This is a genomic window from Cellulomonas sp. NS3, assembly GCF_024757985.1.
Lineage (GTDB): Bacteria > Actinomycetota > Actinomycetes > Actinomycetales > Cellulomonadaceae > Cellulomonas_A.
Genome location: NZ_CP103289.1, coordinates 228,117 through 244,191, shown reverse-complemented (window position 1 = coordinate 244,191; position 16,075 = coordinate 228,117). Strand labels below are relative to the sequence as shown.

The window sequence follows — 16,075 nt, the reverse complement described above, 5'->3', positions numbered from 1 at the left end:
GGTGTGCTGGGGGTGGCGCGGCGCGTGCGCCCGGTGCTCAGGACGTCGTGGCGCCGTCGGCCGGGGCGACGTCCTCGAGGAGGATCGCCTCGCCCATGCCGATCATCTCGAGCAGCTCGAGGACCGCGCGGTGGGGGTCGCGCAGCGTCACGGCCTGCCCCGACTCCGCCGCGGCGAGGTGCAGCTGGAGGATGAACGCGAGCCCCGACGAGTCGATGAAGCGCACGTCCGTCGCGTCGACCACGACCGGGTCCGTCGTCGCGAGCGCGAGGGCCATCGACGCGCTCGCCTGGTCGCGGAGGCCTCCGTCGACCTCGCCCCACATCCGGACGCAGGTGCGTCCGCCGGAGCTCACCACGTCGATCCCGCCCGTGGCCTCGGCCTGCTCGATCAGCCCCATCGCTCCTCGGCTCCTGCTCGTCAGCGCACGTCCTCGGCACGGCGTCCGCCGGCCGGCCCCCTGTGGCGTTCTCAGGGGAGAACGCGCCGGGCTCGTCCTCGGTTCCTGAGGACCTGCCCATGACGTGCCTCGACGATACCCATCCCCGCGGACATCACCACCGGAGCGAGCCGAATCACCCCCGGGCGTGACGGACGGCCGCCGGGAGGACCGTTCCTCCCGGCGGCCGCCGGTCGTGCCGCCCCGGGGGCCGCCGGAGCGCGCTACGACCGGCGCTCCGGGCGCACGGTGAGCGTCGCAGCGGCGGTCGTGGCGGTCTCGCCGGCGCCGGTGAACACCGCTCGGTAGCGCGTCCCGGTGAGCCCCTGGTGCGCGGTGAGCGTGAGCGTGCTGGTCGTGCCGTAGCCGGTGGCCGCCGACGTCACGCGCGCCCCGGGCACCGGTGCCCAGGAGCGTCCGCCGTTGCGTGACACCTCCCACCGCGCGGACGGCGCCGGCGACCCGGACGCCGCCGCGGTGAACGACGCCGTCGAGTCCTTCGCCGCGGTGACGGCACGCGGGTGGCGCGTGACCACCGGCGGTGCCGGGGCGGTGACCGTCAGGGTCGCCACCTCGCTCGTCGCGGTGCCGTGCGGGTTGTGCAGCACGGCGCGCCACGACCGGCCGTCGTCGGCCGCGGTGGCGGCGTCGAGCACGAGGGTCGACGTGCCGTCGGCCCCGGTGACGGGCTGCGCCTCGACCGTCGTCCACGTCGCGCCGCCGTCCGCCGACGTCTCCCACACCGCGACGGGGCGCGGGGTGCCCGTGCCGGCCACGGTCAGCTCGACGCGGTCGCCCGGGGCGGCGGTGACGTCCTGCGGCTGCGTCGTGACGGTGGGGAGCTCGACGGTCTGGTCGAACGTCGGCCAGCCGTCGACCCAGGCGATCTTCTGGATCCCGAGCGTCGGGAAGAACGGGATCTGCTCGTTCGACGCGTCGTAGTAGTGGAACGCGAGGTAGCCGTCGGCGACGGACTGCCCGCCGGGACCGACGATCGCGCCGTGCGCGTCGAGCACCACAGAGCCGCCACCGCCGAACAGGTCGCGGCCCTCCTTGTCGAGGTAGGGGCCGGTGACGTCCGTGGCGCGCCCGACGGCGACCTTGTAGGTGCTGTCCCCGCCCTGGCAGCAGCGGTCGAACGACACGAACAGGTAGTAGTACCCGTCGTGCTCGTAGATGTACGGCGCCTCGATCGGGTTGCCGGGCATGAAGCGGTCCGCGATGTTCACGGCCGTCTCACGCCAGTTCGCGACGGGCTTGCCGCTCGGCCACTCGAGCTCGACGAGCCAGATGCCGTACCAGAACGAGCCGATCGCCATCCACGGAGTGCCGTCGGCGCCCTCCACGATGCCGGCGTCGATCGCGTTGAACGTCGCGCCGTTCGGCAGGCCGACGACCGGGCTCGAGACGACCTCGCCCTGGTCGACCCACTCGTAGTCCGGGTCGGTCGGGTCGAGGGTGGTGTTCGTCGCGAGCGCGGTGAGCGACGTGTTGGTGCCGAAGACCGACGCCGAGTAGTAGAGGTAGTAGGTGCCCTCGTGCTCGTAGACCTCGGGCGCCCACAGGTTGTCGAGCCCCGGGAGGCGCTCGTCGAGCCACGCGGGGATCTCGCGCCAGATCGTGCCGGAGTACTCCCACGTGGTGCCGGCGTCGTGCGAGGTGGCGATCTGGATCGTGCCGCCGTTCTCGCGGTTGACCCGGCCCGTCGAGAAGACGTACCAGGTGTCGCCCTCGATCACGAGCGCGGGGTCGTGGATCGGGGACGTCTGGCCGACGACGGTCTTGCCGCCGGTCGGGTCCTCGGCGAGAGCGGCCGGGGTCGGGGCGACGGAGGACGTGACGGCGGGGACGGCGGCGGGCGCCGGGGCGGCGGCCGGGTTCCCGGCGAGCGCGGACGCGCCGACGGGTGCGGCGAGAGCGGCGGCGAGGAGGGCGGCGGTCGCGGCGGCGACCCGGGCGGACCTGCGGAGGTGACGCGTCACTGCGGATTCTCCCTTCGCGCTCTACAACGATGTAGAGCAACGTTGAAGAACATACCCAGGAGCCTGGAACATCGTCAATGGCCACCTCGTCGGGTTCCCGGGCCCGGAGGACTCCGCGGCCCGCCTGCGAGGCCCCGCAACGCACGGCGCCCCGAGAGACCCGGGTCGACGTCGGCTGGTGCCCCACGGACACGACGACGATCGTCCGGGCCGAGATCAGCACGTGACCGCGGCACACCGCACCCGGCCGCGCCGCGCGGGGCGGAGCACGCCGTGCGGCGGGTGCAGGCTCCCGCACCCGCCGGTGACGCGGGCGGTCAGGCGGGGGTGCCGGCGTGGGTGTGACGGCCGCGGCCGTGCTGGGCGTGCCAGTCCAGGACGAGCAGCGTGGCGTCGTCGGTGAGCGCCTGGCCCGTCGCCTCGAGGACCCGGTCGGTCAGGTCGCGGGTCGCCTCGCGCGGGTGCAGGTGCGCGGTCGAGGCGATCAGCGCCGGCAGGTCCAGGTCCTCGGCGTTGCGCTCGAGCATCCCGTCGGTCACGAGCACCAGCCGGTCCCCCGGGCTCAACGCCACCTCCGTCGTCGCGTAGCTCGTCTCGGGGAACATCCCGAGCGGCACGTGCGACGGCAGCTCGAGGCTCTGCACGGCGCCGTCCCGCAGCAGGTACGGGAGGGCGTGCCCGGCGTTGACGAGCTCGAGCACCCCGGTCACCAGGTCCAGGCGGCCCAGCAGCCCGGTCGCGAACCCCTCGCCGGCGACCGTGGCCTGGTGGGCGCACAGAGCCGCGTTCGCGGCGTCGGCCTGCTCGAGCAGCGAGAGCCCGTGCCGGCGCGCGTTGCGCAGGGCACCGACGCACAGGGTCGCCAGCAGGGCGCTCGCGACCCCGTGGCCCATCGCGTCCGTCATCGACAGGTGCAGCACGTCGCGGGCCAGGCTGTAGTCGTAGGTGTCCCCGCCGACGCTCGCCGACGGCTCCAGCCACGCCGAGAGGGTGAACGACCCGGCCTCGCACGTGTAACCCAGCGGCAGCAGCCGGCGCTGGATCTCCGCGGACAACGAGTAGGGCGTGCTGCGCTGCGCCCACTCGAACAGGTCCGTGTGCCGCCTGCTCGCCACGACGACGAACCCCAGCAGGTGAGCCGTCCTCGTGATCTGCGCGACCTGCGCGGCGTCCGGCTCGGCCGGCAGCACGAGCTCCAGCAGACCGAGCGCCTCACCCCGCTCGGTCACCGGAGCGAGCACCGTCCAGCTCTCGCTCGCCCCCGGCTCGGCTTCGGACCGCAGCACCTGGACCGACTGGGTCCGCAGGGCCCGGGCACCCACGTCCCCGTCGAGCGGCTCGCTGACCGCCCGCTCCCCACCGTCGCTGCGAGCGTCGTCCTGGTCCGCGCCGTGGCCGGTGTCGGCGTCGACGCGCGAGAGGCGCACGAGGGCACGACCGGACAGGTCCGCGATCAAGAACGACACCGACGAGGCACCGAGCCCGTCCGCCAGAGCGCGGGTCGCGGCCTCGACCGCCTGCACCGGTGAGGCGTCCTCCACCGCATCCAGCACGCCGTCGAGCGCCACGCCCGGGCCTCCGTGGTCATTCACCTCACGAGCATAGGGGCGGCGACCCGGCCGGCCTCCGGCCCTGGTCACCGAGGCCCGCCGCGGACGCCGACGGGCATCGGGACGTCTCGTTCGACCTCGGGCCGCACGGACGCGACGGACGATGCGGCCCGTCGTACCCCCGTCGTGCCGCCGCGGGCCCTCGCAGAGGCGCGCGGCGGGGGTACGGCTCGTCAGTGCGCGTGCTGGGTGTCGCGGTGCGCGTCGTGCTCGTGGTCGTCGCCCTCGATCTCCTCGGCCAGCAGGTAGGACCCACGGCCCAGACCGCTGCGCCGAGGAACCCGACCCAGACACCCAGGTCGGTGGCGAGGTCGTCGCCACGCTCGAGCCCACCCATCGGGTTCAGCGCGAAGGCCAGGCACTGGAACGCCGCGGCGATGCCGACAGCCATCGCTCCACGACGCCGTCGACGCGACGAGGCCCCCGCCTTCCGGCGAGGGCCTCCGGCTGCCCCCCGTCAGCGAGATGTGCGGGCACCCGTCTCCATCGTAGGCGCGACGGCGGCGACTGCCTCACCGGCCGCCGACGACATCCGACCGCCTGCACGTCGGGAGGCCCGACCCCGTGCCCTCACCGCGCTCGTGGAGCCGCAGGACGCCCCGGCCTCCTGACGAGGCGAGCCCGACGCGGCGACCGTTACGTCAGCGCGGCGGCTCGGGCTCCGTCACGTCCGCGACCGTCGCGCCGAGCGCCAGCACGAGGTCGTCGCCGTCGACGGTCGCGGAGACGCCGTGCGCCCCGCCGCCGATCGACGCGGGCCGGCCCGGGACGCGCTCGTCGGCGACGACCGGCCACGCGTGCGTCGACCCGAACGGCGTGATCGTCCCCCGCTCGTACCCCGTGACGGCGAGCGCGGTCGCCGCGTCGGGCATCGACATGCGCGTGACGCCGAGCAGCGCGCGCAGCTTCGGCCACGAGATCGCGCGGTCGCCGGGCACCAGCACGAACAGGTAGTCGTCCTCCGCGCGGCGCACGACGAGCGTCTTGACGATGCCCGCGGGGTCGATGCCCCGGACCTCGGCCGCCTCGGTGAGCGAGCGGACCGGGCCGTGGCGGACCACCCGGTAGTCGATCCCGGCGGCGTCGAGCGCGGCGGTCGCCCGCTCCTCGCCGGGCGTGCGGGGCTCGGCCGGCGCGGTCTCGGGCTGCGGGTCCTGTGCCATCCGCCGAGCGTACGGCGCACGGGCGCAGCGCACGGGCGCAGCCGGGCGGGGCTCAGCGCCCGACGACCCCGCACCACCGAGGCGGGCACGCGCACCCCAACGTTCCGGGCTCCTCCCTCGTTGAGGCTGTGTGAGCCCACGACGCCCCGCCCCGCCCAGGAGACCCGCGTGAACCGCTGGCAGGACGTCCTGGCGGAGGTCGTGCAGGAGCGGCGGCCGGCGCTCGTCGGGTACGCGTACCTGTTCACCGCGGACCGCTCGCGCGCCGAGGACCTCGTGCACGACGCGCTCGTGCGCACCGCGGGCCGGGCGCGCACGCTGACCGACGTGCACACCGCCGAGGGCTACGTGCGCCAGGTGATCCGCACGCTGTTCCTCGACTCGGCACGCCGGCAGACGTCCTGGCGGGCGAGGCTGCACCTGCTCGCGGACGCCCGCGACGTCCCGTCACCCGAGCGCGCCGTCACCGCGGGGCTCGACGTGCGGGCGGCGCTCGCGGAGCTGTCGCCGCGGGAGCGCGCGTGCGTGGTGCTGCGCCACGTCGACGACCTCACCGTCGCCGACGTCGCCGCCGAGCTCGGCCTGAGCACGGGCGCGGTGAAGCGGTACCTGTCCGACGGGACCGCGAAGCTGCGGGCCGCACTGGGGCCGGACGCCGGCGACGAGGTGCCGGCCGCCACGACCTTCCTGACGATCAGCCCCACCGGGAGGACCGACCGATGAGCCCGCTGAGCGACCTGCTCACCGACCTCGCGCGCAGCGAGTCGCACGTCGCCGCCGTCACGCACGACGGGTCCGCCGAGTTGCGTGCGGTCCTCACCGAGGCTCGCCGCGCCGGACGACGGCGGCTCGCGGTGACGCTCACCGCGTCGGCGGCCGCGGTCGCGCTCGCGGTGACCGCCTCGACGTTGCTGCGCGAGCCGACCGCACCGACGCCCGCGGGGCCGGACGGCACCGCGAGCGCCGCACCGACCCCGCCGGCGACCCCGGCGCCGACCGCTCCCGGGCTGACCCGGGGACGGGTGGCCCCGCACCCGCAGGAGCCCTCGATCGCCTGGACGATGTCGTCCGTGGACCTCGTGCCCGGGTCGGACCCGGCGAACCCGCCCCGGATCCCGTCGATGGGCGGCTCGCCGTACCTCGGTCGGGTCGCCTTCGGGGCGGGCGGCACGACCGTGCTCGTGCTGGGCGACGGCACGGGCCCCGTCCACGTCGTCGGGGTGGACGCCGGGTCGGGCGTCCGCCGCTGGTCGACGGACCTGGTCGAGGAGCGGGACGAGCCGGGGACGCACGCGTGCGGAGGCGTCGACAGCGCGGGGCAGCTCGTGTGCGTCGGGTCCACGGCCGGCGCCGGTCCGGTGCTGCAGGTGGTGGACCTCGCGGACGGCCGGGTGACCCGGGAGGTGGCGACGGGCTTTCCGGTCCACTCCCTCGTGGTGGCGGGCGACGTCGCGATCCTGCGCGGGTTCGACGACGCGGGCGTCGAGCGGGTGACGGGCGTCTCGACGGGCACCGGCGAGCAGCTGTGGGTCGAAGCCGGGAAGGCGCCGGTCACCCACACGTCGACCGTCTCGGTGGGCGTCGACGGTGGCTTCGCCCTGATCGGGGACGACGGTGATCCGCGTGCGCTCGACGTGCGGACCGGTGAGGAGGTCTCGGACGCGCTCGGGCTCGACCTCGGCCGGGTCCTCGACGTGTGGGTCGCTCGACCGGGCACCGGCGTGCGGCTCGTGCACGACGCCACGGGGCCGGTCGTCGTCCACGACGCCCAGGACGGGGCACCGCTGTGGGAGCTCACAGCCGGCAGGCCGGCGGCGATCGTCCCAGGGACGGTGCTGCGGGTCGACGGCGGCGCGGTGTTCGCTCACGACGAGCGCACGGGTGCGATCCGGTGGTCCGTGGCGGACGGCAGCGGCGGCGGCCCGGTCGAGGTCGTGGCCTTCGACGGGCAGCGGGTGGTGCTCGCGCACCAGGACACCGACCGCCGGTACACGATGCTGAGCGCCGTCGACACGTCGACCGGGCAGACGACCTGGACCCTCCCGGTCGACGCGCGCGACGTCGTCCTCGCCGGCGACCGGATCCTGCTCGAGCACGACGGCGGACGCCTCACGGCGTTGACGCCCTGACCCGCCGGTGCGTTCCGGCACCGCGGTGCGCACGGCGGAGAAGGACGTTGCACCCGCGCACCTTCCGGGTCCTCCCGACGCCCTACGGTCCCTCGGCGGGGCGGCGTCCCGTGGCTGCGCTCCGGCTCGATGGCGTCCGGTCAGCGGTACAGCGCCGCCGCGAACGCCGCCGCGGACTCCGGCGAGCTCGCCATGCGCCAGTCGGTCTCCTTGTTCTCGTCGAACCAGATGACCCCGAGCAGGCCCTGGCCCGCCGACCACGTGATCAGGTCGTCGACCCACGCGGCCTTCGAGCCGCCGAGCTCGCTCGACGCGGTCTCGGTCACGAGCAGCGGCTTCGACGGCGCGAGCACGCGCAGCTCGGCGAACGTCTGCTCGAACACCTGCCGGCCGGAGACCCACGTGCCCCAGGAGACCGAGGTGCCCCAGTTGTAGCCGTCGACCCCGAGGACGTCGACGTACGCGTCACCGGGGTACAGCGACGTGAGCGGCGTCGAGCCGGGGTAGACCACGTTGGGCGCCCAGACCCACTGCACCTCGTCGGCCCCGCGCGCGGCGAACACGTCGTGCACGTGCCGCCACGCGTCGACGTAGTCGGCGGCGGAGTTGCCGTTGACCCCGGCGGACCAGGGGTACCAGTCGCCGTTCATCTCGTGCGCGAACCGCATCATCACCGGGCGGTCCCAGGCCGCGAGCGCGTCGGCCCACTGCACGAGGTACGCGTCGAAGTCGCCGGCCGTGACGCGGTCGAGCGCGTACGCGGGCTGGTTCACGCCGTCGGTCCACACCCACGGCTCCCACGTGACGACGGGGACGGCGCCCGCGTCGGTCACGGCCTGGAGCTTCGCGACGTCGGGCGCCTCCCCGAAGCCGGTGTACCACTCGAGGTAGGCGGGGACGTGCCGCAGGATCGCGGTGGTCTCGGCGAGGCGCCCGGCGTCCACCGGCCCCCACGGGATCGTGACCCCGACCGGGACGGCCCACGCGGTGCTCGAGCCGGAGGTGGGGGTGGGGGTCGGCGTCGGCGTGGGGGTGGGCGTCGGCTTCACCTTGCCACCCTGCACCTTCGTCGACGTGCCGGACGCGGTGGACGTCGTGGCCGACGCGCCCGGGGAGGTGCGGCCGACCGCGAGCTCCACGCGGGCGTGGAGCGGGACGCGCAGCGTGGAGTCCGACGCCGCAGGGGACTCAGGGTCCGGGATGGCGCCGTCGTGCGGGCCGTACGGCGCGGTGGCCACCGCGAGGACGGCCACGAGGGCGGCGGCGGTGGCGAGACGGAGGAACGGCACGGGGAGTCCTTGCGCGGGGCGGTGCGGGGTGTCGACCTCCTGATCGGACCGGTGCCCGGCCGGTGCAGGCGTCCCGCGGTGCGACGCCCGGTCGGCCCAGTCCCTTTGTCGGGGTGCGTCCGCAGGTGTCACTCTCCCGGTGACCGCACCGTCAGGATCTCGTCTGCGTGGACGTCGAGTCCGGCGCCACCTCGACCGTGTCCCGCGTCGCCGTCGGCAGCGGCGGGATCTCCTCCACGTGGGTTCCCCGCAGGTGGTGAGGTCCGGCGGCGGCCGCACCCCAACTTCCCCGCCCCGGCGCGCGTTGTGGGGGTGAGGGTGCACGGAGCGGTCACCAGCCGGTGACGGCCCGGCGCGAGGACAGGAGGGGCGGCCGTGCCGGACTGGCAGGACGTGCTCGAGGAGGTGGTCCGTGACCGCCGGAGCTCGCTGGTCGGCTACGCCGCGCTGTTCACGGTCGACCGGTCGCTCGCCGAGGACCTGGTGCACGACGCGCTCGTGCGGACCTTCGCGAAGCCGCGCGACCTGACCGACGTGCACACCGCCGAGGGCTACGTGCGCCAGGTGATCCGGACGACGTTCCTGGACCACGCCCGCAAGCAGCGCACGTGGCGGTCGAGGGCGCACCTGTTCGCGGTGACGGACGACGTCGCGTCGCCCGAGCACGCGACGACGGCCGTCCTCGACGTGCGGGCGGCGCTCGCGACGCTGGCGCCGCGCGAGCGGGCCTGCGCCGTCCTGCGCTACTTCGACGACCTGCCGGGCGCGGAGATCGCGGACGCGCTCGGGCTGAGCCCCGGCGCGGTCAAGCGCTACCTGTCCGACGCGACCGCGCGGCTGCGGGTCCTCCTGGGGCCCGACGCGCTGCCGCCGGACGCCGACCTCGACACGATCCCCGTGACCCGCACCGGACGGAGCCAGGCATGAGCCCGAACCTGCGCGACCTCCTGCACGAGCTCGCCGGCACCGAGACCGCCGCCGCCGCCGCGACCGCGCCCGACACCAGCACCGAGGTCCGCCACGTCATGACCGACATCCGCACCCTCCGCGCACGCCGCACCGGCGCGATCTCGGCCGTCGCCGTGACGGTCCTCGCCGTCGGCATCGCCACGGCGACCGCCCTGACGCCCGCACCGCGGGACCCCGCGGTCGACCCGGTGCCGACCGCCACCGCGACGCCCACGCCCACGCCCACCGCGAGCGCGAGCGCGACCACGACACCGACGCCGACCGCCACCGCCACGCCCGAGCAGCCCGCCGGGTGGGGCGTCGTCGGGTCGCTCGCCCAGCCGCCCCGCGCACTGTGGTCGCTCACCGCGGGCGACGTACTGCCGGACCCGGCGGGCGGTCAGCCGACGACGTTCGTCGACGTGCGCGACGGGTCCTGGTACGGCGACTTCGAGGCCGTCGACGCAGGCGACGTCCTCGTGACGTTCGTCACCGCCGAGGACGGGCAGAACGCCCTGACCGGGATCGACGCCGTCACCGGCGCCGTCCGGTGGGTGCAGCGGCAGGGCGTCGAGCGCCCGACGACCTGGACGTGCTCCGGGACGAGCTCCGAGGGGCTCGTGGTGTGCCTGGGCTCGTCCGCCGAGGACGAGCCGGAGCTCCAGCTCCTGGACCCGCAGGACGGGACGGTCGTGCGGACACTGCCGGTCGAGCCCTGGGTCGTCTCCACGGGCCTCGCGGGGGACACCGTCGTGGTGCACGGCAAGCCCGAGCCGACGACCGCGCGCTGGGACGGCCTCGACGCCGTGACCGGGCGGACGGTGTGGTCGCACGTCGAGCCGGGGGCGGCGAGCGACGAGCCGGTCTACGGCGACGTGTTCGCCCAGACGCAGGTCCAGGGCACGCACGCCCGGCTCGCGGGGTTCACCTACAGCGCGGTCATCGACACCGCGACGGGCGAGCGCTCGACGACGGGCCCGCAGGACCTGGGCGTCGGGCGGGATCCCGCCGTGTGGTCCGTCGCACCGGGCGCCGTCGTCCCCCGGCTCGTCCCGGTGACGACGTCGGCCGACGGCGGGATGAGCGCGCTCGCCGCTCACGACCCGCGGGACGAGACCGTCCTGTGGGAGGCGGGCGCCACGCGCGTCGAGGGGCTCGTCGGCGACACGGTGCTCGTCGAGGACGCGGCGGGAGTGTCCGCGCTCGACCTCGCGACCGGAGCGGTGCGCTGGTCGACCGACGCGGGGACCGTCGTCGCGACGGACGGCGAGCGGGTGCTCGTGCACCACCACGACAGGCAGGAGCTCGTCGCCCTCGCGCTCGCGGACGGCTCGACGGTCTGGTCCCTCCCGGCTCCGGCGGGCTCGATCGTCGGGACGTCGGTCATGCCGCGGCACCTCGCGGTCTCCGGGCCGCGCGCGGTTCAGCTCTACGCCTGGTGACGCGAGCCTCGGCCGTCCGGGCAACGGGCGGCCGAGGGCTGACCGGCCGCGGAGGCGTGCGCGGACGCCTGCGGGGAATCAACGCGCGGTGCACCCGCGGCAGCGGGGAGAATGGTCCGTCGTGAGCACTGCGCGCGAGGAGCGACCGGCGACGCCGGACGGGACCGGGGCACCGGGCCGTCGGGGCGGGCGCGGTCGTCGTCGCGGGCCGCGTCGTCCCGACGCGGAGCACCGCACCGACGAGAGCAGTCGTCCTCAGCGCGAGCGTCGGCCCGACCGCCGGCCCGACCCGAAGCAGGGCGACGCCCAGCGCGCCCGCCGCGCCGAGCTGCGCCACGCCGTCGTCGTCCCCCCGATCACGTACCCCGAGCAGCTCCCGGTCTCGGCGCGCCGCGACGAGATCTCCGCGGCGATCCGCGAGCACCAGGTCGTGATCGTCGCGGGCGAGACGGGCTCGGGGAAGACGACGCAGCTCCCCAAGATCATGCTCGAGCTCGGCCGGGGCCGGGACGGGCAGATCGGCCACACGCAGCCCCGGCGGATCGCGGCGCGCACGGTCGCGGAGCGGATCAACGAGGAGATCAGCGGCCCGGGCGTCCCGCTCGGGGACCTCGTGGGGTACCAGGTGCGGTTCACCGACGAGTCGAGCGCGTCGACGCTGGTCAAGGTCATGACGGACGGGATCCTGCTCGCGCAGATCCAGCGCGACCCGATGCTGCGCGGCTACGACACGCTCATCATCGACGAGGCCCACGAGCGCTCGCTCAACATCGACTTCCTGCTCGGCTACCTCACGCGGCTCCTGCCGCAGCGGCCGGACCTCAAGCTCGTCATCACGTCGGCGACGATCGACTCGGCGCGGTTCGCGGCGCACTTCGCGGGTCCGCCGACGCCCGAGCACCCCGACGGCGTCCCGGCGCCGGTCGTCGAGGTCACGGGCCGCACCTTCCCGGTCGAGATCCGGTACCGGCCGCTGCGCGCGGACGACGCGCTGCCCGCGGCCGACGGGGACGGGTGGGACGACGACGGCACCGGGCCGGACGGTGCGGCGCTGACCGGGCGCGCGTACCCGAAGGGCCGCCCGGGGAAGGGTGCCGGGTCGCCGAGCAAGGGCAAGGGCCCCGGCCGCGCGCAGGTCGAGGACCGCGACCTGATGCAGGCGATCTGCGAGGCGGTCGACGAGCTCGCCGCCGAGGGCCCGGGCGACATCCTCGTGTTCTTCTCGGGCGAGCGGGAGATCCGCGACGCGGAGGACGCGCTGCGCGCGCACCTGGGCGACCGGGCGGCGGACCTGCGCGGCCCGTCGGCGGTCGAGATCCTGCCGCTGTACGGGCGGCTCTCCGCGGCCGAGCAGCACCGGGTGTTCGAGCAGCACGGCACGCGCCGCGTCGTGCTCGCGACCAACGTCGCCGAGACGTCGCTGACCGTGCCGGGCATCCGGTACGTGATCGACCCCGGCACGGCCCGCATCTCGCGCTACTCCAAGGCCACGAAGGTCCAGCGCCTGCCCATCGAGCCGATCTCGCAGGCGTCGGCGAACCAGCGCTCGGGCCGGTGCGGGCGCGTCGCGGACGGCATCGCGATCCGGCTCTACTCCGAGGCCGACTTCGAGTCCCGCCCCGAGTACACCGAGCCGGAGATCCTGCGCACGTCGCTCGCGTCGGTCATCCTCCAGATGATCTCCGTGGGGGTCGCAGCCACGCCCGACGACATCGCGCAGTTCCCGTTCGTGGACCCCCCGGACGTGCGCTCGGTGCGCGACGGCGTGCAGCTGCTCACCGAGCTCGGGGCCCTCGCGCCGACGGGCGGGGCGCTCACCGAGACCGGACGGGCGCTCGCCCAGCTGCCGATGGACCCGCGGCTCGGCCGGATGATCGTCGAGGCCGGGCGCCGGGGCGTCGCGCGCGAGGTCATGATCATCGCGGCGGCGCTGTCGATCCAGGACCCGCGCGAGCGCCCGGTCGAGAGCCGCCCGCAGGCCGACCAGCAGCACGCGCGCTTCGCCGACCCGACGTCCGACTTCCTCACGTACCTGAACCTCTGGCAGTACCTCAAGGACGCGCAGGCGGACCTGTCCGGCTCGGCGTTCCGCCGCCTGTGCCGCTCCGAGCACCTGAACTACCTGCGGATCCGCGAGTGGCAGGACGTCGTCACGCAGCTCCGGGAGCTGGCGAAGCCGCTCGGCATCGTCGTGAACCCGCCGCGGCGGCGGGAGAAGGCGGGGAGCGTCGGGGTCGCGCTCGCGGGCGCACAGGCCGAGAAGGAGCCGCGACGCCGGACCGCGCCCGGTGCGGAGCAGACGGTCCTCGCGTCCGACACCGAGGGCGGCCCCGAGAAGCTGCGCCTCGACTGGGACGCCGACCGCATCCACCTGAGCCTGCTCGCGGGCCTCCTCAGCCAGATCGGCATGCAGGAGGCCACCGAGGTCACCCCGCCCGCCGGGAACCGCGGCCGCAAGGACTCCCCCGCCCGGCGCCCCGACCGACGTGCGCGCAACGAGTACCTCGGCGCGCGCGGCGCCCGGTTCGCGATCTTCCCGGGGTCCGGCCTCGCGAAGCGCCCGCCAGCATGGGTCATGGCCGGCGAGCTCGTCGAGACCTCGCGCCTGTGGGGGCGCGACGTCGCGCGGATCCAGCCCGAGTGGGCCGAGGAGCTCGCGGGGCACCTCGTGAAGCGCACGTACTCCGAGCCGACGTGGTCGACGAAGCAGGGCGCAGCCATGGCGCTCGAGCGGGTGCTGCTCTACGGCGTCCCGATCGTCGCGCAGCGCCGGGTGCTGTACGCCAAGGTCGACCCCGAGCACGCGCGCGAGCTGTTCCTGCGGCACGCGCTCGTCGACGGCGAGTGGACCACGCACCACGAGTTCTTCCACGAGAACCGCCGCCTGCTCGCGGAGGCCGAGAGCCTCGAGGCCCGGGCCCGCCGGCGCGGGCTCGTGGTCGACGACGACGTGCTGTTCGCGTTCTATGACGAGCGCGTCCCGGCGGACGTGGTCTCCGCCCGGCACTTCGACACGTGGTGGAAGACGGCCCGGCGCACCCAGCCGGACCTGCTGACCTTCACGCGCGAGCTGCTCGTGTCCGACGAGGACGCGGTCAGCGCGTCCGACTTCCCCTCGACGTGGCCGCAGGGCGAGCTCGAGCTGCCGCTCACCTACCAGTTCGAGCCCGGCACCGAGGCCGACGGGGTCACGGCGCACGTCCCGCTCGTGCTGCTCGCGCGCGTGCGCCCCGAGGGCTTCGGGTGGATGGTCCCTGGCCTGCTCGAGGAGCTGGTCACCGCGACGATCCGGTCGTTGCCCAAGCCCGTCCGGGTGCAGCTCGTGCCCGCGCCGGACGTCGCGCGGGGCGTCGTGGCCTGGTTCCGCGAGAACCTCGCGTCGTGGCACGACACCGTGCGCGCCGCGGACCTCGCGCCGTCGTTCCACGACGCGTTCGCGCAGGCCGTGCGCGCGCTCCGGGACGTCGACGTGCCGCTCGACGCGTTCGACGACGAGAAGCTCCCGCCGCACCTGCGCATGACGTTCCGGGTCCAGTCGGACCGCGGGGTCGTGCTCGACGAGAGCAAGGACCTCGTGGCGCTGCAGCGCCGGCTCGCGGCCCGGACGCAGGACGCCGTGAGCTCCGCGGTCCGGACCGCGGTGCGCGACGCGATGCGGGAGGCGGGGACGAAGGCGGGCGCGCGCGGACGGGACGACGCGACGGCGACGGCCGCACCGGCCGCCGCCGCTCCGGCCGCCCCCGACGCCGGCACGGCACCGACCTCCCCCGCCGCGGCACGCGGCGCCGCGGACCCCGCGGTCGCGGCGGCGATCCCCGAGCGCACCGGCCTGACCGCGTGGCCGGCCGACCTGCCCGACGACGCGCTCCCGCTCACCGTCGAGACGACCGGTGCCGGGGGGCTGCGCGTGCGCGGCTATCCCGCGCTCGTCGAGGAGCCGTCGGGCACGGTCGGGCTTCGGGTGCTCGCCGACGCGGGCGCGCAGGTCGAGGCCCACCGCCGCGGGCTCCGCGCCGTGCTGCTGCGTGAGACGTCGCTCGCGACCGCACGCGTGACGACGCGGTGGACCGGCACGCAGGCGCTCACCCTCGCCGCGAGCCCCTACCGCAGCACGGACGCGCTCGTCGCGGACGTGCAGCGCGCGGCCGTCGACCACCTGCTCGCCGAGCACCTCGCGGGCCGCCCGGCCACGGAGGTCCGCACCGGCACCGCGTACGCCGCGCTCCGCACGCACGTGCGCGAGCGGCTCGAGGACACCGTGCACCGGGTCGTCGCCGACGTCGTCGCGGCCCTCACCGCGGCGCGCGAGCTCGACGCCGACGTCCGCGGCTCGTCGAGCCTCGCGCTCCTCGCGACCCTGCAGGACGTGCGCGAGCAGGCCGCCCGGCTCGTGTTCGACGGCTTCGTCAGCGCGACCGGCGTGACCCGGCTCGTGCACCTCCCCCGGTACCTGCGGGCGGCGCGGCGCCGGCTGGAGAAGGCCGCCGAGAACCCGCAGCGCGACGCCGACCTCGCGTGGCAGGTCCACGACCTCGCCGAGGCGTGGGACCAGGCGGTCCGCCGCGCGGCCGGCTCGTCGCCCGACCCGGCCCGCGACGCGTCCCTCGCGGACGTCCGGTGGATGCTCGAGGAGCTGCGCGTGAGCCTGTTCGCCCAGCAGCTCGGCACGCCGCAGCCCGTCTCGGTCAAGCGGATCCGCACCGCGCTCGCCTCGACCGCCTGATTCCGCCGCGGCTGACCGACTTGTCCCGGTGGCGCCGTGACCAGCGCCGATGCCAGTTCATCCGCACGGGTGAGATCCCGGGTGAGGTCGGTCTGCCCGTCTCCCGCACCCGGATATGCCCGGGTTATCGTCGACCCATGATCGGTCCAGACCGCGACGAAGCGGGACGTGAGGTGCTCGACGCTCTCGCGGGATCGACCACGACGCCGGACCCGGAGATCCTCGCCGCGGTGCAGGAGGGCCTCATGGCCGTCCCGGCAGGCTCCCCGAGCGCGTGGTTCGAGGTCCCGCGGCAGCGCACGCGCACGCGTCCCGCGAACCTCACGACCCGCCGCACCGCCGAGCCCTGA

11 protein-coding genes are annotated in these 16,075 nt (G+C 75.4%); 6 read left to right on the top strand and 5 right to left on the bottom strand.

Annotation, left to right across the window (positions count from 1 at the left end):
- Window positions 1-37: 37 nt before the first annotated feature.
- From NXY84_RS01170 to NXY84_RS01155, 4 genes are all read right to left on the bottom strand, one after another.
- Complete coding sequence (locus NXY84_RS01170) at window positions 38-400, bottom strand: STAS domain-containing protein (protein ID WP_258725362.1); 363 nt, start codon at window positions 398-400, stop codon at window positions 38-40.
- Window positions 401-663: 263 nt separating this feature from the next.
- Window positions 664-2,421: a family 43 glycosylhydrolase gene (locus NXY84_RS01165; RefSeq protein WP_258725361.1), complete on the bottom strand. Its 1,758-nt coding sequence runs from the start codon at window positions 2,419-2,421 to the stop codon at window positions 664-666.
- A 317-nt stretch (window positions 2,422-2,738) separates the two neighbouring features.
- Entirely contained in the window at window positions 2,739-4,013 is a 1,275-nt protein-coding gene (locus NXY84_RS01160) for a PP2C family protein-serine/threonine phosphatase (RefSeq protein ID WP_258725360.1), read from the bottom strand.
- A gap of 659 nt (window positions 4,014-4,672) precedes the next feature.
- Complete coding sequence (locus tag NXY84_RS01155; RefSeq protein ID WP_258725358.1) at window positions 4,673-5,194, bottom strand: aminoacyl-tRNA deacylase; 522 nt, start codon at window positions 5,192-5,194, stop codon at window positions 4,673-4,675.
- A 168-nt stretch (window positions 5,195-5,362) separates the two neighbouring features.
- On the opposite strand from NXY84_RS01155, the gene NXY84_RS01150 reads away from it, so the two are divergent.
- A complete protein-coding gene (locus NXY84_RS01150; RefSeq protein WP_258725357.1) occupies window positions 5,363-5,917 on the top strand; it encodes an RNA polymerase sigma factor in 555 nt (184 codons plus the stop codon).
- Entirely contained in the window at window positions 5,914-7,323 is a 1,410-nt protein-coding gene (locus tag NXY84_RS01145) for a PQQ-like beta-propeller repeat protein (RefSeq protein ID WP_258725356.1), read from the top strand. The genes NXY84_RS01150 and NXY84_RS01145 overlap by 4 nt, the downstream gene beginning before the upstream one ends.
- A 140-nt stretch (window positions 7,324-7,463) precedes the next feature.
- Here NXY84_RS01145 and NXY84_RS01140 read toward each other — a convergent pair whose 3' ends face one another.
- Window positions 7,464-8,612 carry a glycoside hydrolase family 26 protein gene (locus NXY84_RS01140; protein WP_258725355.1) on the bottom strand — a complete coding sequence of 383 codons (1,149 nt, stop codon included), beginning with the start codon at window positions 8,610-8,612 and terminating at the stop codon, window positions 7,464-7,466.
- 375 nt (window positions 8,613-8,987) lie between these two features.
- On the opposite strand from NXY84_RS01140, the gene NXY84_RS01135 reads away from it, so the two are divergent.
- The 4 genes from NXY84_RS01135 to NXY84_RS01120 all read left to right on the top strand — a co-directional run bounded on the left by NXY84_RS01135 (window position 8,988) and on the right by NXY84_RS01120 (window position 16,075).
- A complete protein-coding gene (locus NXY84_RS01135; RefSeq protein WP_258725354.1) occupies window positions 8,988-9,539 on the top strand; it encodes an RNA polymerase sigma factor in 552 nt (183 codons plus the stop codon).
- Window positions 9,536-11,002, top strand: coding sequence for a PQQ-like beta-propeller repeat protein (locus NXY84_RS01130; protein ID WP_258725353.1), 1,467 nt, complete (start codon window positions 9,536-9,538; stop codon window positions 11,000-11,002). Before NXY84_RS01135 ends, NXY84_RS01130 begins: the two co-directional genes overlap by 4 nt.
- Before the next feature lie 121 nt (window positions 11,003-11,123).
- Complete coding sequence (locus NXY84_RS01125) at window positions 11,124-15,725, top strand: DUF3418 domain-containing protein (RefSeq protein WP_258725351.1); 4,602 nt, start codon at window positions 11,124-11,126, stop codon at window positions 15,723-15,725.
- A gap of 137 nt (window positions 15,726-15,862) precedes the next feature.
- Entirely contained in the window at window positions 15,863-16,075 is a 213-nt protein-coding gene (locus tag NXY84_RS01120) for a hypothetical protein (protein WP_258725350.1), read from the top strand.